A 20,340-nucleotide genomic window follows, 5' to 3' on the forward strand; every position below is an offset into this window, starting at 1 on the left:
TTAACTAAGTCCTTGCTTAGCCATGCTGAACCATTTAGAACAATTTTTACCTAACAATGAACCAGAAAGTCTTAAAAATTTCCCCTTTTTCTGGATTTCTCAAGTCAATGGAAAATATTCACAACTAATTGAAAAATCAATAAAAAAATTAGGAATAGACAATACGCGTCGTAAAATTATTCTGAGTACCAATGCTTTAGGTGAAGCCAGTATTACTGACATTGCCAATCTTTCTACACTCAAACTCACTACCGCAACCAAAGCAGTGTATCGCTTAGTGGAAGATGGCATTGTTGAAGTTTTTTCTTCCGCGACAGATGAACGTATTTCTATGGTAAAGCTAACAGATAAAGGCTTAAGCCTTGTCGAACAGATTAACCAAATCAGTGCCGTTACTTTAGCAGGCATTCTGAATGCCTTTTCTGAAGATGAACTTCATCATCTGAACCAACAACTAAAAAAACTATTTGAATTAATGCCCTCTAGCTAAGTCTTGCTTTTTTAATTGTATTCAGCAGTTGATGAGTGAAGACTCATCTGCTGCACTCTTCTCTCCTGCAAACTCCTATCTAAAATTCTAAGAATAAACCTTTGATCTAAAATTATTTTTTAGCTTAGCCGAGTAAATAGAATACCCATAGGGTATTTTTAAATACTCAAAAAGTAATGGAATTTTACATATAAAAAGAAAATAATCCTGCAATGATCAACTTCTCAATCGCCGAACGGCTGACTGAATTCTAATTATTTTTCCTAAAAATATTATTGATCAAATACAAAAGTTAAGCCTCTGAATCTAATCCGCACTAAATCCATCCGTTTAGCGCAAGCAACCTTATTCAGAAATTTCAAACCGAGCAAGCTAAATACAAAAGGACAAATCAATGGATCATGTAGATGTCTACGTAGAAAAAGCGGAGCATAAAAAAACCCATCTGTATTCATGGTATGTGGTCATACTCTGTATGCTGGCCTATATCTTCTCTTTTATTGACAGACAAATCTTGGCGCTGATGATTGAGCCAATTAAAGCCGATTTACATTTAACCGATACTCAATTTAGTTTATTACATGGCCTCGCCTTTTCCTTGTTTTATGCCTTTATGGGCTTACCCTTAGCCTATATTGCTGACCGTTTTTCTCGCCCTAAACTTATCTCTATTGGCATTATTGTTTGGAGTCTTGCAACAGCAGCCTGTGGCATGAGTAAAAACTTTCTTCAGTTATTTTTATGCCGTATGGGCGTGGGGATTGGTGAAGCTGCATTGTCTCCAGCAGCTTACTCCATGTTTAGTGACATGTTTAGCAAAGACAAATTAGGACGTGCTGTAGGAATTTACTCTATTGGCGCATTCTTAGGCGGTGGTATCGCATTTCTCGTAGGTGGGTATGTCATTAAACTGCTTAAAGGTGCAACTTTAATTCAAGTTCCCTTATTAGGCGCCATGAAAGCTTGGCAAGTTGCCTTTCTGGTGGTGGGTTTACCCGGTATTTTCATTGGTCTGCTGTTCATTTTGACCGTACGGGATCCTGAACGTAAAGGTCAGCACTTGAATGCTTATGGCCATGTCGAAAAAGGTGAATTTAAGCAATGTTTACAATTTATCCGTAAACATGGCAAAACCATTACTTGCCATTATTTAGGTTTCACCTTTTATGCTATGGCTTTATATAGTCTAACCAGTTGGACGCCTGCTTTTTACATTCGCAACTTTTCGCTTTCACCGACTGAAACTGGCTATATGCTCGGTTCCATTATGTTAGTTGCCAATACCTTAGGTGTTTTTTGTGCTGGCTGGCTCAATGACTGGTTCATTAAGAAAGGCAGACAAAATGCACCGATGCTCACAGGTGTGATTGGTATTATTGGATTAATTCTCCCGATCTCTCTTTTCACCCAAGTGCAGAATTTACACATTTCGGTAGCGTTACTTATTCCTGCCATGTTCTTTGCCTCCTTCCCTTTGGTGATTTCTGCAACCGCTTTACAAATGTTAGCTCCTAATCAATTTCGTGCTCGTCTGTCTGCCATTTTCTTATTGGTCAGTAACCTGATTGGTTTAGGTATTGGCACCACTTTAGTTGCAATTTTGACTGACAAATACTTTGGCAACCCAATCATGGTGGGGTCTTCATTGTCAATTATTGGTGGCACATCCTGTGTGTTTGCTTTCATTCTCTTGCTTAAAGGCTGCAAATTTTTCAACGACAGTATGCAACGCGAAAATTTACATTAATTGCCATTTTAATCTCTGCATTCTGATGTCTGTCCCAAAGTAATGTTTTGGGAAGGCACTTCAGAATATTTAAAAAGTTAATGCCCGATATCAGCATTTACCTCTTGGAAATAATATGCAACGCTCACCGTATTTCAAACAACAAAAACTCGCCCTAGCCACATTAATCATATTCAATGGATTTTCAATAACAGCTATTCACGCAACTGAATCTACAGCAGCATCAGCAGATGAATGGAAATTTACCCTGAGAAATGCGTATATTGACCGTGATTTTGATAACACTGGTGTCAAAGATACGGGCAGTTGGTCGCAAGCAGCCTCTTTATTCTATAAATCTAAAATGCTAGATACACCCTTAAATATTGCCGATCAACCTATCACAATTGGTGCTGATGCTTCTGTGCAATATGCCGTGCGTTTAAGTTCAGACAAGCACGTTTCCGATTCCATTCTTCCTTTTGATAAAGTTGAGCAATCACAAGCATCAGATTTTTTAAAATATGGCGCAACTTTAAAACTCGGTTATGGTAATTCCTTATTAAGAACGGGTGAACTCTGGTTGGATCTGCCTGTGACTTCGGTGGATACCAGTCGTCAGTTATTAACCTCTTATTGGGGAACCAATCTGCGCTCGCAAATTACCGATCAATTCCAGACGGAAATTGGTCGCATCGAAAAAGTCTCACCACGGAATGAGGAAGAGTTTCGTAAATTTTCCTACACCTCTAAAGGTGTCACACACTATTCAGATGGGTTGAACTATATTGACCTACGTTATCAAATTACCCCAACGTTAAAGGGTGAATATTATTTTGGCAATCTGGAAAATTTATATAACACGCACTATGCAAGTTTAGATCACACATGGAAACAAGCCAATTTTTCGCTTAATTCAAAACTGAAATATTTTAATTCTAAAGACCATGAGAATACGTTCACTATTGATGCGCAAAACATTGGTCTGCTGGAAACTTTGAAAGTGAATAATCATTCTTTTGGCTTAGGCTATCAGCAAATTATTGGCGATTCTGCCTATCCATTATTAGATGGTTATTTACCTGAAACCTATTTCATTAACTGGAACGTTACAGGCTTTGCCAAACAAGATGAAAAATCATATCACTTCATTTATAGCTATGATTTTAAGGACTTTGTACCAGGGCTAAGCACTGCAGTAAAATGGGTCTATGGTCATGATTTCAAATCATCCACTGGTGAAGATAATCAAGAAACCGAAGCCAATTATGTACTGAATTACGCTTTTCAACAGCCTTATCTCAAAGGGCTCGGCTTTCAATATATTCACATTGATTATAATGTGAAATATGGTAATGACTTTGTTGAAGACCGTATTTTCATGAATTATATGAAAAAATTTTAAAGCTATACTTTTTCGCCTAGATGCCTCATACAGGATGAGGCATCTTTTTTGTAGAATGTGTCAACGACATCCGATCAATTTAAGTTTTTAGAAATGTTCTCAGTCCGATAGATTTCTTCAATACACTCTAAAATTTTTGGAATATACGCACTTTGGTCCATGTTGCGCATCGACAACGAAATTGGACTATGGGCTTCTAAATCTAAAATATTCAGATATTCGACATTTTTCATGCCAATGTCGCAAGCACTTTCTGGAATTAAACAAATGCCCTCGCCTGAGGCAACCAAACCCAAAGCCATGTGAATTTCACGGACTTCCGTCCACTTGGTTGGAATAAGCCCCAGTTGGGTAAACATGGCTTGTATAGTGGTTGAAAAGTTCGGTTTAGGGGTATTGGGATAGGAAAAAATGGTTTCATTCACAATTTGCGATAAATACACGCCAGTTTCCTGATAAGTATTTAAAGGATGCTTTTTAAAAATCGCCAGTTTTAATTTTTCTTTGCGTAGCAACAGTCTTTTAATTGCAGGGTCACTGATCGGCAACCGACCAAAACCAATGTCGATTTTACCTAGTTTTAATGCCTCGACCTGATCCTTGGTGCTACATTCAATCAACTCAACTTGAATATCTGGATTTTTTTGACGGAATAAATAAATAATTTGTGGCAATAAACCATAGAGCAATGAACTGACATACCCAATTTTTACACTGGTATTGACTGCGTTGATTTTCTTGATCATGGTCGTGGCTTGCGCTGCATGCGTTAAAATCTGCACCGCATGTTGATAGAAATATAAGCCAGCCTCCGTCGCTTTTAAGGGTCGAGAACCTTTTTCAAAAAGATCGATCCCCAATTCTTCTTCTAATTTTTTAATTTGGCGAGTTAATGGTGGCTGAGCAATAAACAGCTTTTCCGCAGCTTTGGTAATACTTTGCTCTTCAACCACGGTCACAAAATATCGTAAATGTCTTAATTCCATTAACATACCTTTTTAGTATTTTAAAATACCAGTCCATATCTATTTTAGGTCATTACATTCTTCTATGGTATACAAACAAGTTCGAAACAGTTGAAACTTCATGTATAAAAGCATAGAAACCATACTCGTGGATATTCCAACAATCCGCCCGCATCAACTGTCTGTGACAACGATGCGTATTCAAACATTGGTATTAGTAAAAATAACAACTACGGATGGTTTTGTCGGTTGGGGCGAAGCCACCACCATTGGTGGGCTGAATTATGGCGAAGAAAGCCCCGAAAGTGTTAAAGCCAATATTGATACTTACTTTGCACCATTACTGGCTTCAGTGAAAGCGTTAAATGTTGCACAAACCTTAAAACTGATCCGTAAAAATATTAATGGTAATCGCTTTGCCAAGTGCGCCATTCAAACTGCGCTGCTGGATATTCAAGCCAAACGTTTAGGCTTACCCATCAGCGAATTACTTGGTGGACGTTTACGCGAAAGTTTACCTGTACTGTGGACACTGGCTTCGGGTGATACCGAAAAAGATATTGCTGAAGCGAAAACAATGATTGAGCTGAAACGTCATAACACGTTCAAACTCAAAATCGGTGCACGCCCTTTACAGCAAGATGTTGATCATGTGATTGCAATTAAAAAAGCCTTGGGTGCAGACATCAGTGTACGTGTAGACGTAAACCGTGCTTGGTCAGAACTGGAATGTATCCGTGGTATTCAGCAACTTCAAGATGGCGGTATCGACCTCATTGAACAACCGTGTGCTATTCAAAATACGGATGCTTTAGCCCGTCTAACTCAGCGTTTTGACGTTGCCATTATGGCAGATGAAGCCCTTACAGGCCCTGACAGTGCTTACCGCATTGCTAAAAGTCATGGTGCAGATGTCTTTGCTGTCAAGATTGAACAATCGGGCGGACTGCTCGAAGCCTGTGAAGTTGCCAAAATTGCGAGTCTGGCAGGCATTGATTTGTACGGTGGCACCATGTTGGAAGGTCCTATTGGCAGTATTGCCTCTGCACATGCCTTCTCGACCTTCGAATCTTTAGCCTTTGGGACAGAATTATTTGGTCCATTACTACTGACCGAAGAAATTTTGAAAACACCACTTCGCTATGAAAATTTTGAACTTCATCTGCCTACAAGTGCAGGTTTAGGCATTGAAATTGACGAAGACAAAATTGAACTACTACGACGTAAAGACAAGGAAGCCGTAAATGTTATTTCACGTACGCATGGATGTGCATATTCCGCTTGATATGCCCATTGAAAAAGCCAATGAAATTAAAGCTGTTGAAAAAGCATATTCTCAGGAATTGCAACGCTCTGGAAAATGGCGACACATCTGGCGTGTTACGGGACAGTACTCCAACATTAGTATTTTTGATGTTGCGAGTAATGAAGAGTTGCATAACATTTTACAAGGTTTGCCACTCTATCCATTTATGAAAATTGAAGTGATGCCTTTAAATCGACACCCTTCTTCTATCCGAGAGGATGATTCATAGAATCTGAATCACCATTAATCTGTATTTTAAACATAACAAGGACTGTGGCATTAGAACCAAGTAGCTAAATCAATAGCCAATAATAATGCCATCCATAATCTACATACTTCAGGAGTTATAGTATGAACCGTCAACAAATTGATGCACTTGTAAAAAAAATGAATGTCGATACCGCACAAGGACCTGTCGATGCACGCATTCAACAAATTATTGTTCGTTTGCTTGGCGATCTATTCCAAGCCATTGAAGATTTAGATATCCAACCCTCTGAAGTTTGGAAAGGCTTGGAATATTTTACCGATGCAGGTCAAGCCAATGAACTTGGTCTTTTAGCTGCTGGCTTAGGTTTGGAGCATTATCTCGATTTACGTGCCGATGAAGCAGATGCCAAAGCAGGTGTTACAGGTGGTACACCACGTACCATCGAAGGTCCTTTATATGTGGCAGGTGCACCTGAAACTGTAGGCTTTGCACGCATGGATGATGGCAGTGAATCGGACAAAATTGATACTTTAATTATTGAAGGGATTGTCCGTGATGCAGACGGTCAAATCATTGAAAATGCAAAAGTTGAAGTTTGGCATGCGAACAGCTTAGGCAACTACTCATTCTTTGATAAGTCTCAATCGGACTTTAATTTACGCCGCACCATTTTAACCGATGCACAAGGTCAATATGTGGCTTTAACCACTATGCCTGTGGGTTATGGCTGCCCTCCTGAAGGCACAACGCAAGCCGTACTGAATAAGTTAGGTCGTCACGGTAACCGTCCTTCACATGTGCATTATTTTGTCTCTGCGCCAGGTTTCCGTAAATTAACCACCCAGTTCAATATTGAAGGTGATCAATATTTATGGGATGACTTTGCTTTTGCAACCCGTGATGGTTTAGTCGCAACTGCGGTAGATGTCACTGATCCTGCTGAAATCCAACGTCGTGGTTTAGACAAACCATTTAAGCACATCACATTCAATATTGAATTGGTCAAAGATGCGGCTTCTGCTCCTTCAACTGAAGTTGATCGTCGTCGTGCGGTGGCTTAACGCTTAGAAATAAAATTATGAATGAGCTAAGACAACTCTTAGCTCATTCCATTCAGTTTCCAAATAACGCTACATTTTTTTAATTTCCAACTCCCCTTTTCGACATTTGATATTTGCACGAATGAAGCAGATCCGAAAATCAATGTATGGGTGCTTTACATGATCAATAAATCAACCGCTTCAATTCATGAAGTTTTATCCCAGATACAAGACGGCTCAACCATCATGATCGGTGGTTTTGGTACAGCAGGACAACCTGCTGAACTGATTGATGGCTTAATTCAACTCGGCATTAAAGACCTTACCATCGTCAGCAACAATGCTGGTAATGGTGACTATGGTCTGGCGAAACTGTTGACAGCGGGTGCCGTGAAAAAAGTCATTTGTTCGTTCCCGCGTCAGTCCGACTCTTGGGTCTTCGATGAACTCTATCGTGCAGGCAAAATCGAATTGGAACTGGTCCCTCAAGGCAATTTGGCCTGCCGTATTCAAGCTGCGGGCATGGGACTCGGGGCAGTCTTTACTCCAACAGGCTTTGGCACCTTATTGGCCGAAGGCAAAGAAACCCGTCACATCGACGGTAAAGATTATGTACTGGAATACCCGATCAAAGCTGACTTCGCTTTGATTAAAGCCCAACAAGGCGACCGTTGGGGTAACTTGGTCTACCGTAAATCTGCACGTAACTTTGGCCCGATTATGGCGATGGCAGCCAATGTGACCATTGCTCAAGTTTCTGAAGTGGTCGAACTCGGTGCGCTTGACCCTGAACACATCATCACCGCAGGTATTTTTGTTCAACACGTGGTGCAGGTTCAGCCTGAACCTGTGGCTGTGTAATCGGGAGAACATCATGAGCTATCAAAAACTCAGCCGCAACCAAATTGCAGAACGTGTGGCACAAGATATTCCTGATGGAGCTTATGTCAATCTCGGTATTGGCTTACCGACTAAGATAGCCAGCTATCTGCCTTCAGACAAAGATGTGTTCTTACATTCTGAAAATGGTTTATTGGCTTTTGGTCCACCACCAGCCGCAGGTGAAGAAGATCCTGAACTGATCAACGCAGGTAAAGAATACGTGACCATGTTACAAGGCGGAGCCTTTTTCCATCATGGGGATTCTTTTGCCATGATGCGGGGTGGTCACTTAGATATAGCCGTCTTGGGTGCCTTTCAAGTGGCAGCCAATGGTGACTTGGCCAACTGGCATACTGGTGCACCCGATGCGATTCCGGCTGTGGGTGGTGCAATGGACTTAGCGGTCGGTGCCAAGAAAGTGTTTATCACCACCGACCATGTGACCAAACAAGGTGAGCCGAAGATCGTGGCTGAATTGAGCTATCCCGCGACAGGTTTGAAATGTGTCGATCGTATTTACACCGAACTGTGTGTGATTGATGTCACTGCTGACGGTCTTAAAGTGATTGAGAAAGTGGACGGTCTAAGCTTTGCAGAATTGCAGGCGATGACGGGTGCTCCGTTGGTGGATGCGACACAACAGAATTAATGATTGGAATCCCCCTAAATCCCCCTTTGCTAAAGGGGGACTTTTCCAGCATCAAGTGCGGTGAGTCTCCCTCCTTTTTAAAGGATGAGAAGCATAGCTTCGCAAGGGGGAGGATTAAGAGAAGAATAGACATGAAAAACGCTTATATCATCGATGCCATTCGTACCCCATTCGGCCGTTATGCGGGTGGTTTAGCCCCAGTCCGTGCCGATGACTTGGGTGCCGTGCCGATTCAAGCCTTGATGCAACGTAATCCTAGCGTAGATTGGACTCAAGTCGATGACGTGATCTATGGCTGTGCCAACCAAGCCGGTGAAGACAACCGTAATGTTGGTCGTATGTCGGCATTGTTGGCAGGTTTACCGGTTGAAGTTCCAGCCACGACTGTGAATCGCTTATGTGGCTCATCACTCGATGCGATTGCCATGGCAGCTCGTGCGATTAAAGCCGGTGAAGCGCACTTGATCATTGCAGGGGGTGTGGAAAGCATGTCACGTGCGCCCTTTGTGATGGGTAAATCGGAAACGGCTTATGGCCGTAGTCAGAAGATTGAAGACACCACCATGGGTTGGCGTTTGATCAACCCGAAGCTGAAAGCTATGTATGGTGTAGAGACCATGCCGCAGACCGCAGAGAATGTGGCACAACAATTTCATATTGATCGTGCAGATCAAGACCAGTTTGCCTTGACGAGTCAACAGCGCACAGCAACCGCGCAAGCTCAAGGCTTTTTTAAACATGAGATCGTCCCTGTCAGTATTGCGCAGCGTAAGGGTGATCCGATTGTGGTGGATACAGATGAACATCCTCGTGCATCGACCACACTCGAAGGTTTGGCTAAACTGAAGCCAGTCGTCACAGCAGAAGGCACCGTCACAGCGGGAAACGCGTCAGGCATCAATGACGGTGCGGCTGCTGTACTGATTGCTTCGGAACAAGCCATTGAACAGTACCAACTTAAACCACGTGCCAAGATTATTGCATCTACGGCTGTGGGGGTTGAACCTCGCATTATGGGCTTTGCCCCAGCGCCAGCGATTAAGAAACTTCTTAAACAAGCCAATCTGACATTAGAACAGATGGATGTGATTGAACTGAATGAAGCGTTTGCGGCACAAGCACTGGCGGTTACCCGTGACCTAGGTCTTGCAGATGACACGACACAGGTGAATCCAAACGGTGGGGCGATTGCTTTGGGGCATCCACTTGGTGCATCGGGTGCGCGTTTAGTCACCACGGCTTTAAACCAATTAGAACAAACGGGTGGAACTTATGCGCTATGTTCAATGTGTATTGGTGTTGGTCAAGGTATTGCAATGATTATTCAGCGGGTTGAAGGCTAATTTAGACAGATCGCTAAGTAAAAGATAACTTAAGGAAGAACAGTATGCCTATTTTAACCACGCCTGATGTGCAACTGCATTATCAAACTTTTGGTGATGCCGCCAATCCTGCTTTGGTATTTTCCAATTCTTTGGGGACCAATTATGGCATGTGGCAGCAGCAGTTTAATGCTTTAAAAGAGCAGTTTTTTGTGGTGTGTTATGACACGCGCGGCCATGGTGCTTCATCTACCCCGCAAGGTCCTTATCGCCTGCAACAATTGGGTGAGGATGTGATTCATTTGCTGGATCATTTAAAGATTCAACACGCTGCATTTTGTGGGATTTCTATGGGGGGCTTAACCGGTCAATGGTTGGCCATTCATTATCCTGAGCGTTTTAGCCATGTGGTGGTGTGTAATACGGCGGCTAAAATTGGTCAGGAGCAGGCTTGGCTGGATCGGGCGGCTTTGGTCAGATCTCAAGGTTTACAATCCATCGCGGACAGCGCAGCTTCGCGATGGTTTACAGTTCCCTTTATCCAAAGCAACGCAGCAACGGTTGCAACGCTTTCAAACGACTTAGGTGCTGGCAGCCCAGAAGGTTATGCGAGTTGTTGTGAAGCTTTGGCTAAAGCGGATGTTCGGGAGCAATTAAAGACGATTACGGTGCCTGTATTGATTGTTGCAGGACGGCAAGATCCTGTGACGACAGTGGCAGATGCTGAGTTTATGCAAAGTCAGATTCCAAACAGTCAGTTGGTAGAAATTGATGCATCGCATATTTCTAATGTGGAACAGCCAACGGCGTTTAATCAGAATCTTATGAATTTCTTACAAGTGAATGCATGTCTATAGGCATACATTCATTTAAATACATCATATTTTAATAAGATCAGCATCATCCAAGTGATCATAAAATTGACCAGATCACTTGGATTTGCTATAAAATTGTATCGATCTTAAGGACTAAGATCTGAATAAGAAAACCAAGCGCATGGAATGGAATCTTCAAGTATATGCCTGTTATTAAACACTTAAAATAAGGATATTGATTCCTTCACTGAATACTTGTTGAAAGCAGCATTTTTTGGCAATTCTGGTCTGTATCTTGCATTGATCTTTATATATTTTGCGCACAACTGAATCATCTAAGTGCAGTATTTACACCCGCTTCAAAATTCTTCCGAGCAGAATTTTCAAAGGTGAAATACAAGCAGGAGTTAGCCAAAGGAATAACGATATGTATCAAGCCAACTCTTCTGAATTAAATGGACGGAATTTCCAGCAGGAATCTATTTTTTCTCCCCATAATTTACTTTTCAACCATCAAGATATAAATGAAATCTGTAAAAATGTGGGGCAAGTTTTTAAACCTCACCTGTTAAAAATCTCCAAGCCACAGAAAAATTTTAGTGCAACCATGCACCATATTAAAACAGGCGCCCTGTCGATTAGCCGTCTAGTCTACGGTGCGGATGTGATTATAGAACCTGACCATTTAGACAAATTTTATTTAATCCAGATTCCAACCCATGGTTATGCTGAAATTGAGTTTGGACGCCAAAAATTTATGTCCTATTCGCAAGTCGCATCCATCATCTCACCGCAACAATCTTTACGGATGCATTGGCATGCCAACTCTCCGCAACTCATTTTAAAAATTTCTAAAGATGATTTTCTGCATCATTGTCGCCAACATATTCCTGACACTGACAACACTCCGCTTATTTTTGATCCTAAGCTCGATTTTACTAGCCAAAATGGCAGCTACTTTTTGCAATTGCTCCGCACCTTAATGGATGCACTGGCATGCGACAAACATCCACTGCATCATCCATTGGCTTTTAAACAGTTTGAATCGAATCTATTAAACGCGCTGATTTATGGGCAGCCCAATAATGGCTTGGATAAAATTGATTCTTATAAAGATAAAACGATTTCGCCACACTTTATTAAACGGACTGAAGCCTATATTCAACAACATTTACATGAGCCGTTAAGTGTGGAAACGCTGGCCGAACAAGCGGGTGTAAGTGTTCGTACTTTATTTACGGGCTTTAAAAACTATTTGGGCACGACCCCAATGGCATATCTGAGAGAATTACGTTTTGAGCAGGCACACTTAGAACTTGTACGAAATGAACATTTAACCGTTACGGACGTGGCATTTAAATGGGGATTTATGCATTTAGGTAGATTTTCTCAAGAATATAAAAGACGCTTTGGAACTTTGCCATCATCTACCCGTCGTTGTAGCTAACCCACTTAAAATGCAATCTACAATTCAGCTCTAAAAGAAATAAATCGCCTTTTATCCTGCATGGGATAAAAGGCGAAGTTGAATTAGAAATGATGAATATAACGAACTTGCATTCGCGTCCCTTCAGGACGATTTTCTGCATCTTGTTCAAAATAGGCATTGGCAACCACATGGTTATTTGGTGAAAAACTGTACATTGCACCTGGACCAATTGCCCAAACTTTTTCTTTACGTCCTTTTACTTTCTCGCCATCCACTTCGGTATCGGTGATTTGCTTTAACCAGTACCCATTTAGCCCTAAGCGAAATTGTGGCGTAACTGCATAATCTGTAGCAAAGTTCGCGTGCAATGCCTGCCCCGCTTGAAGCTCATCTGCACCTGAAAATGCATAACTTGGATCATCATTTTTAAAATTATACAGATAATGAATGCGTGTCGAAGCCGTCCATTTTGGATTAAACCAGTAGGTTGCAGCCCAATACGGATTCAACGAAACGGCATGATTACTTGGATTGATATCTTTTTGTGCACTGTAATCCCCTGTTGGCAGGTTCACTTGGAACTCAATCCGATGTACAAATTTTGGACCTGCTGCGCCCATAATTGGATCGAATTGCACAAAAGGACCAATCATGACATCGCCAAAACCACTTTGCGACTTGATTGCCAGATTATTCAAGCCATCGTCCATATCCATTTTGCTCACAAATGGAATCAGAAAGTTAATCCCTAAACTGGCATGATCGCCTAATTTAACATTAGATAAGTAGCTAATTTGCTCCAGGATCACTTGATAGTTGAGGTCTGTTTTCGGTAAAGGGAGTTTGTTCCCATTTGCATCGACCAATTCATCACTTTCATAGTTTTGAAAATAGGTCTGTGCATACCAACCTGTCCCCGCAGGTAAGCCACCATCTAAAAAGCTGGTCATACCTAAATTTACAGTCGGCAAATCATAGGCTTGAGCCATAACAGAAATACAACTCAAACTACAGAGCAAAACACTTTTTTGTACTACATGAGACTTCATTGTTTTTTCCTAAATAAAAAAGTCACGATGTTTCATCGTGACTAAATCTTTAATTGCTTAGCTCTGGATGAGCAGCCGCGACTCGGTATTTCCCCGCATGGAAAACCAATGGCTCTCCCTGCCGTTGTTGATATTGCTCAATTTGACCAATAAAAATAAGGTGATCGCCTCCTTCGTATTGGGTCACATTTCGACAGACAAGGGTTGCCAGTACATCCTCCAGAATGGGTACACCTACATCACATTCTCGATGTGCAATTCCTGCGAATTTATCGGCAGAGGCTTTGGCAAAATGTCCTGAAAGCACATGATGTTCTTGTGCCAACATATGAATCGCAAAATGTTCAGCATCAACAAAATCTGACATGCTTGGGGCAGTTTTAGACAAACTCCATAAAATTAATGGCGGGTCGAGTGACAAGGAAGAAAAAGAGTTCGCAGTCATGCCTACTTTACGCCCCTGCTTACTGCGTGTCGTGATGACCGTTACACCTGTTGCAAACTGCCCAAGTAAATTCCGTATTTCTCTTGGGTTTTCAACGTTTACTGGCTGTAATGCCATATCTTCAATGCTATCAATCATGAGTAATATCCTTTTTACAAAGCCCGATTAGGCAACTTTTTGAGCTGTTTTCATGGCAAGAAAATGCTGAGCCTGTTCCGCATCAAACCACCATGGTGCAAAATCTCGTGGGTCATCAAAATTATTTGCCATCACTGAAGCAATCGCTTGGTTCTGGCTGGCTGCTGCAAGTAATTCCACAACATGCGGTTGCGGTGGTAACAGCAGACTATTGGTCCACGCCACGACTTTTTCGGCATAGGCCCAATAACGCTCAAAGGTTTGTTGCATCCATGCCTCACTAAAGATCTGATCATCATTAGACAAAATGGCATCGAAATAAATTTTGCTGCATTTGGCAGCATTATTTGAACCCTGACCTGTAATTGGATCATTTACGACTAGCGCATCGGCCATACCAAAGATTTTTTTACCTGAAGGCAGCGTCAAAACAGGTTTACGCACTGTTGGTGGGAATCGACCTGCCAAATAGCCGCCTGCATCGGTAAGTTCAACATTGCTGCAACGCTCAAATTCCCATGGCACATATTTTTTAAGCAGTTCAAGGCTGCGCTGTAAATGCTGTTCAGGCGTTTGTACATCTTGCCAACAGTCCATGGGGCCGTTAGGAATGCCTTCAAAAACCATAATGTCGCATGGTCCATTAATGGTCAGTGCTGGGAAAGAGAAGTATTCCCCCACTTCTGGAATGATGTTGAAAGTGACGCGTGAATACGGCGAGACGGGTTTCATGCCTTTGACATAGGTCAGTGCCAAGGCACGTTGCGGTCGATCAAAAGTGCTTCGTTCCGCATCACGTTCAAATTGCTTGACGACCTCACCCTTTCCTGCGGCGAGTAAGACCAACTCATATTCATTGGCCAATTGCTCTAGTTCTTCAATATCAACATCCTGAATGATTAATCGACCACCACGTTTTTCAAATTCCTGCATCCAAAAGGGCATTTTTACGCGCTGATCGACCGATTGTGCATAGCGTTCCAGACGCGCACTCCATTCAAATGCTTTGCCACCATGTTCAGGATTGACCAAAGCCAAGCCAATTCCTTCCACTGCAGGACATTGTTCTTCCCAAAAGTTCAGCCCTAAGTCCCGTTCTGTTTGTAAAGCCGTATGAAACATACATTGACTCGACATGACTTTGCCCTGACGGATTTCATCGGCAGTACGGTTGGTAATTAAGGTCACGTCATAGCCTGTATCTAACAGACCTAATCCAAGTTGCAGGCCTGATTGTCCTGCTCCAACAATTGCAATACGGCGCATGTGCTTCTCCAAATTTCTTAATGTTCTAAATAATGAATGTCTGTTTTAGCTGGCTAAGCGTGGAATGGCGGGTTGTGCCCCTTCAGGTCCCATGACCGAATATCCACCATCAACGGCATAATCTGCCCCAGTTACAAAACTCGCTGCAGGTGACAGTAAAAACTGCACCACATTGGCCACTTCTTCTGGATGTCCCAAGCGACCCAATAAGTGATAATCCGCAGCCACGTTATCTGCTTTTTCACGGTTGTTGCCGCTGACTTCGGCAATCACCCGTGACCATGTCCAACCTGGGGAAATCGAATTGACCCGAATGCCATCTGCGGCAAAATCCATAGCCATACTTTGAGTTAATTGGCGAATAGCCGCTTTGGATACGGGATATAACCAGCGTCCTGTTTGCGCATACTTGGCAGAAATCGAAGTAAAATTCACAATCGAACCACGATGCTTTTTTAAGTCTGGATAAAAGGCACGCGTTAACTCCACCACAGACAACACATTGACATCCAATGCCTTTAGCCAATCCTGACGAGAAGACTGAAAACCATCATCCAAGTAAGTACATGCCAAGTTCACTAAACAACTGACTTCACCCAAATGCTGATGAATGTTCTTGACTGCCTGCTGAATCGCAATATCACTGGTCAAATCCACTTGTATGAACATCACGTCATAAGGAAAACTTTCTGCAATTTTCTTTCCGTTGGCATCGATATCCAGAATGGCAACGCGCGCGCCTGCATTCACCAAAGCCTGAACCACGGCTTTACCAATGAGAGTTGCACCGCCACTGACCACGGCAACTTTGCCTTTTAAATCAATGTTCATCATCACACTCCCTCACCAATCGGTTTACCTTCGCTGCTGTTCCATGACGGCATCAGCGTATTGGAAGGTAAATCTTCATTCAGGAGTTTTTTAGCCGTCTCAACACCTGCCACAGGCAATCCTTCAGGGTTGAGTAAACCAATTTGCACCAGTACCGATGCCTGATCCCAATAAATATGTTCATGACACAGTTTAGAACCGCGAAATTGAATAACACCCAGCATTGGAATTTCGACATATTTGCCTGTTGGTTTCACCCCAGGGAGTAGCCAATCAATTTCGGTGTCGTGGGTAAAACTCATGATGAATTCATCGACCACCTGTGTTGATCCGACCGTGCGTGAAATAGAGGTAATCTTCATGTCTTCAGGGTTTTGATGGACAAAATGGTAACGATAGAAACGCGCTAACTGACTTTGACCCACACCACCTGTCAACGTTGGAATATGATTGACATACGGTTCAGCCACCATGGTTGCCATCGTCGCAGGGACATCTCGAGTATCAAACTCATGCCGAATATGCTCTTCCCATAACGCCACTAAGTCATAATGTGGTCCAATCGTGTCATGCAGTGCAGTCACTGTGCGCTCATGGGCAAATCGGGCTGATGGTTTGTGGTAATGTTCACTTTTCGGTCTAGCAAAGGCATGATCGACATCTTCATAGACATAGGCTTTGACATTGCTATATTGACTCGCGGCTTGCAAAATTGCTTGTCGCGCATCTGGTGGCGTAAATTGATCTAACTCTGCAATATGCAGCACCAAACGTCCTTTTAGGTTTGCCAGCTCATCCAGTACATTTTCTAAACCAACCCCGTAGTATCCAACGGCGCAAGTAACTTCTGGCAAACGACAGGCAGCTAAATATGCCAGTTTTCCGCCCAAGCAATACCCAACAACACCCAGCCCTGTAGACGTATCGCATTCAGGTCGTGTTTGCAGATAAGCCAGACTGTCCTGAATATCTTCTACGCCTAAATTTTCATCGTATTGCTGATAAAGTGCATAAGCTTTTTGAAAATCTTCTGGGGTATAGCCCAATTCAATATTGGCTGCACTACGCCAAAATAAATCAGGAACAAGAACGGTGTATCCTTCCTCGGCAAGAAAATTTGCCTTTTCCCGCATTGCAGCATTGACCCCAAAGATTTCCTGACACAACACAATGCCTGGACCTTTACCTGAAGATGGGGCGACCAAGTAAGCACTAAATTGTTTACCAGTCTCGGTTTTTATCTGAATCGTTTGACCAGCCATAATCGTCAACTCCTGACTTTGTTATGGCTTTATCTTCTATCCAAATTTTTAAGATGACTGTCCAAAAGCTGCGAGCACTATCCAATCCATGCGCAATTCTAAATCGCGTTTCTAAATATGAATGCTTCTTTTGCTTGTGTAGGTGACCCAAAATAATCTGTAAAAAAAACTATCCTGCACGAATGGAAAAAATGGATGAAGTTCAGGAGTTAGTGGATAGTCCTCTAGGTATAAAAATAGTTCAATCAAGATATGTTCATACCTCGCGATATCACAACTTACTCTACCGTTTAAAGAGTCCTGATACCTATCAAAATAAGGTTATGACTCTGGTGTAAATAGAACACCCTTCACTCATGCTCATGACATAAGAACATTGCTCACGCAAAATTCATCCATCAATGCCATGAATAAATTTGTATAAAAAGGGTCAATCCAACCGAGTTAAATCATACTTTCAAAGGAAGAATTATGAGAACAATTGAAGCAACCAATATTATCAATCGAGAGAAGCTCTCCCCCTTACAATGGCTCGTCTTTATTCTGGGTTTTTTGGTCTTTTTCTGTGATGGTCTAGATACGGGAATTATTGGCTTTATTGCGCCTGCTTTACTGGATGATTGGGGCATTAGCAAACCACAACTGGCACCCGTACTCAGTGCCGCATTAGTCGGCATGTCAATCGGTGCGATTATCTCAGGTCCCCTGTCCGATAAGTTTGGTCGTAAAGGCATTATTGTCACAACCACACTGCTATTTTCAGTATTTACCATTCTTTGCGGTTTTGCCAGCTCTACCCAAGAACTGATGATTTACCGTTTTATTACGGGGATTGGATTAGGTGCAGCTATGCCAAACATCAGTACCATGGTGTCTGAATATATGCCAGTTAAGCGCAAAGCCTTCCTCACAGGACTCGCAGGTTGTGGTTTTATGTTAGGCATTTCTTGTGGTGGTGTATTGTCCGCTTATTTACTCGAAGGATTTGGTTGGTCTAAGGTCATTATTCTTGGCGGTAGTATTCCTTTACTGTTGGTGATTGTCTTGCTACTTGCATTGCCTGAATCAACACAATCGCTGATTGCACGTAACCGCCAAGATAAAGCACTCACCATCTTAGAAAAGATTCAAGGACATCCTTTTAATGAACCTGTGAAACTGGTCTTGCCACAAACCGAAACCACCAATGAAAATCCTGTAAAAATTGTATTGGGCAAGTACTTGTGGGGTTCAAGCATGTTGTGGTTATGCTGTTTTACCAGTCTATTGGTGTTTTATCTTTTAACCAGTTGGATGCCAACTATTTTAAAAACGGCGGGCTTTAGCACACAACAATTTAGCTTAATTGCCGCAATTTTCCCTTTTGGTGGCGTAATTGGCGCAACCATCATGGGTTGGTATATGGATAAAGTGAATCCAACCACCGTAATTAAATATGCCTATCTCATTGCATTCGGCTTATTCCTTGTTGCAGGTGTAGTCAGCTCAAATATTTTGTTGCTCGGCATCACCATTTTCTTGATTGGTGCATTGCTTGCTGGTGCGCAGTCTTCATTGCTACCGTTAGCAACGATGTTCTATCCAGCCGTTTGCCGCGCAGTTGGGGTATCTTGGATGCATGGCATCGGACGGATTGGCGCAATCTTAGGTGCATTCTTCGGTTCACTCATTTTTACCTTTAACTTAAGCTTAGGTGGCATCTTCTTTGTACTGGCTATCCCAACTTTCATTTCATTTATAGCTTTAACCCTAAAAGTCATCTATGAAAAATCCAAATCTAAAGCAATATATAACTTAGAAAATTCGGTCTAACACATTTGCATATCGCATAGAAAAACCCCTGATGAGATTTCTCAATCAGGGGTTTCTTGTATCTAATCATTTATTCACGCGACTTATTTTTAGTTTCACTTGGCTTTTCACCAAACTCCTCTTTATAGTCTTGGGAAAAACGACTGAGGTGAGTAAAACCCCAATCGTAAGCCAGTTTTGAAATCGATAACTTAGCACTCATATTGGTATGACTTAAAATTTTATAAATTTGCTGCAAGCGATATTTGCGCAAAAAAGACATCGGGCTAGTACCATAATATTGCTGAAATTCATCGTACAGTTTTGACTTTGAAACACCTGCCAAACGTTGTAAATCATCAGCACGAATATCTTCATGTGCATGCTCAATAATAAAATTTTTAACTTTGCGAATATAGATCGGCTCTTGTTGCTGTGCATGTACTTTTAATGCCGCAGAATAATTGTGCTCCTGAGAAAGCAATAACGCCTTAATCACAAAATTTTCATAGTCATCAGACAACATTTGCAAGCCAAAAAAACCATTATTCTGTGCATTAAACTGCAAGAAATTTTGAATATTTTTCCACCATGCATGAATTAATTGTGTCGAATCAATGTGCATTTCTGGATTAAAAATAATGGGCTGATCAATGGACTGATTCAACAAATCTGCCAAAACCATGTGCATACTTCGCTCAGGAATCACCACCTGCAATTTCTGGCAATCACGGTCAATAATTAACTCCTGACAATCATTATTCGAGACAATTAACCCTCTATTCTCATCCGAAACATAATTTTCACCACGAATACTTAAAGCCTGTTTCCCCTGTAAAGGCAAGCTAATACTGTAGGCTTTTAAATTGGAAATATTGATGGCAACATTTGCACCATAACGAATCGTGCCAATTGCCATTTTTCGATTAGGTAACCGCATACCATCATAATGAAAATCTAAGGTATCACGTGCACTTGTCTCTAAACGATGCTCACCACAAATGCTCGCCATTAAATTCTGAGCAAAATCTGCTTGCCGAGAATAGTGGTTCACATTCATCTGTTGGCTGAGTGATGTCATATCCTTTTCACCTAGCTAAGACCCTATTGCTTAAATCAGCAACTTTTATGCCAATCAAAATCCTTCGATTGGTCATTCTTTTATCCATTCATTTAGACTATATCTCAAGACAAAATCTTTTTCCTTTTTTAAATGAAAAAATTAATTTTGTGAAATACCTCTAGAGTATATTTTTATATCAAACTGATTCAGCAAATTTGTTTTTGTTACATGTTTTCCCAGAAATGATGAACCAAT

General features: G+C 41.8%; 19 protein-coding genes. 12 read left to right on the top strand and 7 right to left on the bottom strand.

Going from position 1 to position 20,340, the window contains the following annotated elements; translation table 11 throughout:
- Window positions 1-22: 22 nt before the first annotated feature.
- The 3 genes from DCO44_RS04915 (at window position 23) to DCO44_RS04925 (ending at window position 3,621) form a co-directional block, all read left to right on the top strand.
- A complete protein-coding gene (locus DCO44_RS04915) occupies window positions 23-490 on the top strand; it encodes a MarR family winged helix-turn-helix transcriptional regulator (protein ID WP_116759625.1) in 468 nt (155 codons plus the stop codon).
- A 394-nt stretch (window positions 491-884) separates the two neighbouring features.
- Window positions 885-2,237 (top strand): spinster family MFS transporter, encoded by a 1,353-nt coding sequence (locus DCO44_RS04920; protein ID WP_116759627.1) that lies wholly within the window; start codon window positions 885-887, stop codon window positions 2,235-2,237.
- 115 nt (window positions 2,238-2,352) lie between these two features.
- On the top strand, window positions 2,353-3,621 hold the full coding sequence (locus DCO44_RS04925; protein ID WP_116759629.1) for an OprD family outer membrane porin: 1,269 nt from the start codon (window positions 2,353-2,355) through the stop codon (window positions 3,619-3,621).
- Between the two features lie 74 nt (window positions 3,622-3,695).
- On the opposite strand, the gene DCO44_RS04930 is transcribed toward DCO44_RS04925, so the two are convergent.
- Entirely contained in the window at window positions 3,696-4,607 is a 912-nt protein-coding gene (locus tag DCO44_RS04930; protein WP_116759631.1) for a LysR family transcriptional regulator, read from the bottom strand.
- A 100-nt stretch (window positions 4,608-4,707) separates the two neighbouring features.
- Here DCO44_RS04930 and DCO44_RS04935 point away from each other — a divergent pair, with 100 nt between their 5' ends.
- From DCO44_RS04935 to DCO44_RS04970, 8 genes are all read left to right on the top strand, one after another.
- Window positions 4,708-5,871, top strand: coding sequence for a muconate/chloromuconate family cycloisomerase (locus DCO44_RS04935; RefSeq protein WP_116759633.1), 1,164 nt, complete (start codon window positions 4,708-4,710; stop codon window positions 5,869-5,871).
- A complete protein-coding gene (gene catC, locus DCO44_RS04940; protein WP_116759635.1) occupies window positions 5,831-6,121 on the top strand; it encodes a muconolactone Delta-isomerase in 291 nt (96 codons plus the stop codon). The genes DCO44_RS04935 and catC overlap by 41 nt, the downstream gene beginning before the upstream one ends.
- A 122-nt stretch (window positions 6,122-6,243) precedes the next feature.
- The gene (gene catA, locus DCO44_RS04945) at window positions 6,244-7,164 is read left to right on the top strand and encodes a catechol 1,2-dioxygenase (RefSeq protein ID WP_116759637.1); all 921 of its coding nucleotides are present in this window, start codon (window positions 6,244-6,246) and stop codon (window positions 7,162-7,164) included.
- 159 nt (window positions 7,165-7,323) lie between these two features.
- Window positions 7,324-8,004, top strand: coding sequence for a 3-oxoacid CoA-transferase subunit A (locus DCO44_RS04950; RefSeq protein WP_116759639.1), 681 nt, complete (start codon window positions 7,324-7,326; stop codon window positions 8,002-8,004).
- Between the two features lie 13 nt (window positions 8,005-8,017).
- A complete protein-coding gene (locus DCO44_RS04955) occupies window positions 8,018-8,674 on the top strand; it encodes a 3-oxoacid CoA-transferase subunit B (RefSeq protein ID WP_116759641.1) in 657 nt (218 codons plus the stop codon).
- Between the two features lie 131 nt (window positions 8,675-8,805).
- On the top strand, window positions 8,806-10,017 hold the full coding sequence (gene pcaF / locus DCO44_RS04960; RefSeq protein ID WP_116759643.1) for a 3-oxoadipyl-CoA thiolase: 1,212 nt from the start codon (window positions 8,806-8,808) through the stop codon (window positions 10,015-10,017).
- Window positions 10,018-10,061: 44 nt separating this feature from the next.
- On the top strand, window positions 10,062-10,853 hold the full coding sequence (gene pcaD / locus DCO44_RS04965) for a 3-oxoadipate enol-lactonase (protein WP_116759645.1): 792 nt from the start codon (window positions 10,062-10,064) through the stop codon (window positions 10,851-10,853).
- A 385-nt stretch (window positions 10,854-11,238) separates the two neighbouring features.
- Window positions 11,239-12,258, top strand: coding sequence for a helix-turn-helix domain-containing protein (locus tag DCO44_RS04970; RefSeq protein ID WP_116759647.1), 1,020 nt, complete (start codon window positions 11,239-11,241; stop codon window positions 12,256-12,258).
- A gap of 83 nt (window positions 12,259-12,341) precedes the next feature.
- Here DCO44_RS04970 and DCO44_RS04975 read toward each other — a convergent pair whose 3' ends face one another.
- From DCO44_RS04975 to DCO44_RS04995, 5 genes are all read right to left on the bottom strand, one after another.
- The gene (locus DCO44_RS04975; protein WP_416224518.1) at window positions 12,342-13,229 is read right to left on the bottom strand and encodes a transporter; all 888 of its coding nucleotides are present in this window, start codon (window positions 13,227-13,229) and stop codon (window positions 12,342-12,344) included.
- Window positions 13,230-13,338: 109 nt separating this feature from the next.
- Entirely contained in the window at window positions 13,339-13,869 is a 531-nt protein-coding gene (locus tag DCO44_RS04980; protein WP_116759721.1) for a flavin reductase family protein, read from the bottom strand.
- A gap of 30 nt (window positions 13,870-13,899) precedes the next feature.
- Entirely contained in the window at window positions 13,900-15,138 is a 1,239-nt protein-coding gene (locus tag DCO44_RS04985; RefSeq protein ID WP_213066309.1) for a styrene monooxygenase/indole monooxygenase family protein, read from the bottom strand.
- Between the two features lie 45 nt (window positions 15,139-15,183).
- Window positions 15,184-15,969 carry an SDR family oxidoreductase gene (locus DCO44_RS04990; protein WP_116759653.1) on the bottom strand — a complete coding sequence of 262 codons (786 nt, stop codon included), beginning with the start codon at window positions 15,967-15,969 and terminating at the stop codon, window positions 15,184-15,186.
- Between the two features lie 2 nt (window positions 15,970-15,971).
- Window positions 15,972-17,231, bottom strand: coding sequence for a dienelactone hydrolase family protein (locus DCO44_RS04995; protein WP_116759655.1), 1,260 nt, complete (start codon window positions 17,229-17,231; stop codon window positions 15,972-15,974).
- Between the two features lie 471 nt (window positions 17,232-17,702).
- On the opposite strand from DCO44_RS04995, the gene DCO44_RS05000 reads away from it, so the two are divergent.
- Entirely contained in the window at window positions 17,703-19,043 is a 1,341-nt protein-coding gene (locus DCO44_RS05000) for an MFS transporter (RefSeq protein WP_116759657.1), read from the top strand.
- 70 nt (window positions 19,044-19,113) lie between these two features.
- Here DCO44_RS05000 and DCO44_RS05005 read toward each other — a convergent pair whose 3' ends face one another.
- Window positions 19,114-20,103: an AraC family transcriptional regulator gene (locus DCO44_RS05005; protein WP_116759659.1), complete on the bottom strand. Its 990-nt coding sequence runs from the start codon at window positions 20,101-20,103 to the stop codon at window positions 19,114-19,116.
- Between the last annotated feature and the right edge of the window lie 237 nt (window positions 20,104-20,340).

This window comes from Acinetobacter sp. AM (genome assembly GCF_003105055.1).
GTDB lineage: Bacteria > Pseudomonadota > Gammaproteobacteria > Pseudomonadales > Moraxellaceae > Acinetobacter > Acinetobacter tibetensis.

Bases quoted from the DNA above. Each gene is read 5' to 3' on its own strand.
- DCO44_RS04930 (WP_116759631.1), bottom strand. From the start codon at position 4,607: ATGGAATTAAGACATTTACGATATTTTGTGACCGTGGTTGAAGAGCAA.
- DCO44_RS04955 (WP_116759641.1), top strand. From the start codon at position 8,018: ATGAGCTATCAAAAACTCAGCCGCAACCAAATTGCAGAACGTGTGGCA.
- DCO44_RS04970 (WP_116759647.1), top strand. From the start codon at position 11,239: ATGTATCAAGCCAACTCTTCTGAATTAAATGGACGGAATTTCCAGCAG.
- pcaD (WP_116759645.1), top strand. From the start codon at position 10,062: ATGCCTATTTTAACCACGCCTGATGTGCAACTGCATTATCAAACTTTT.
- catC (WP_116759635.1), top strand. From the start codon at position 5,831: ATGTTATTTCACGTACGCATGGATGTGCATATTCCGCTTGATATGCCC.
- DCO44_RS04950 (WP_116759639.1), top strand. From the start codon at position 7,324: ATGATCAATAAATCAACCGCTTCAATTCATGAAGTTTTATCCCAGATA.
- DCO44_RS04975 (WP_416224518.1), bottom strand. From the start codon at position 13,229: ATGGCTCAAGCCTATGATTTGCCGACTGTAAATTTAGGTATGACCAGC.
- DCO44_RS04915 (WP_116759625.1), top strand. From the start codon at position 23: ATGCTGAACCATTTAGAACAATTTTTACCTAACAATGAACCAGAAAGT.
- catA (WP_116759637.1), top strand. From the start codon at position 6,244: ATGAACCGTCAACAAATTGATGCACTTGTAAAAAAAATGAATGTCGAT.
- DCO44_RS05000 (WP_116759657.1), top strand. From the start codon at position 17,703: ATGAGAACAATTGAAGCAACCAATATTATCAATCGAGAGAAGCTCTCC.
- DCO44_RS05005 (WP_116759659.1), bottom strand. From the start codon at position 20,103: ATGACATCACTCAGCCAACAGATGAATGTGAACCACTATTCTCGGCAA.
- pcaF (WP_116759643.1), top strand. From the start codon at position 8,806: ATGAAAAACGCTTATATCATCGATGCCATTCGTACCCCATTCGGCCGT.
- DCO44_RS04925 (WP_116759629.1), top strand. From the start codon at position 2,353: ATGCAACGCTCACCGTATTTCAAACAACAAAAACTCGCCCTAGCCACA.
- DCO44_RS04985 (WP_213066309.1), bottom strand. From the start codon at position 15,138: ATGCGCCGTATTGCAATTGTTGGAGCAGGACAATCAGGCCTGCAACTT.
- DCO44_RS04935 (WP_116759633.1), top strand. From the start codon at position 4,708: ATGTATAAAAGCATAGAAACCATACTCGTGGATATTCCAACAATCCGC.
- DCO44_RS04990 (WP_116759653.1), bottom strand. From the start codon at position 15,969: ATGAACATTGATTTAAAAGGCAAAGTTGCCGTGGTCAGTGGCGGTGCA.
- DCO44_RS04920 (WP_116759627.1), top strand. From the start codon at position 885: ATGGATCATGTAGATGTCTACGTAGAAAAAGCGGAGCATAAAAAAACC.
- DCO44_RS04995 (WP_116759655.1), bottom strand. From the start codon at position 17,231: ATGGCTGGTCAAACGATTCAGATAAAAACCGAGACTGGTAAACAATTT.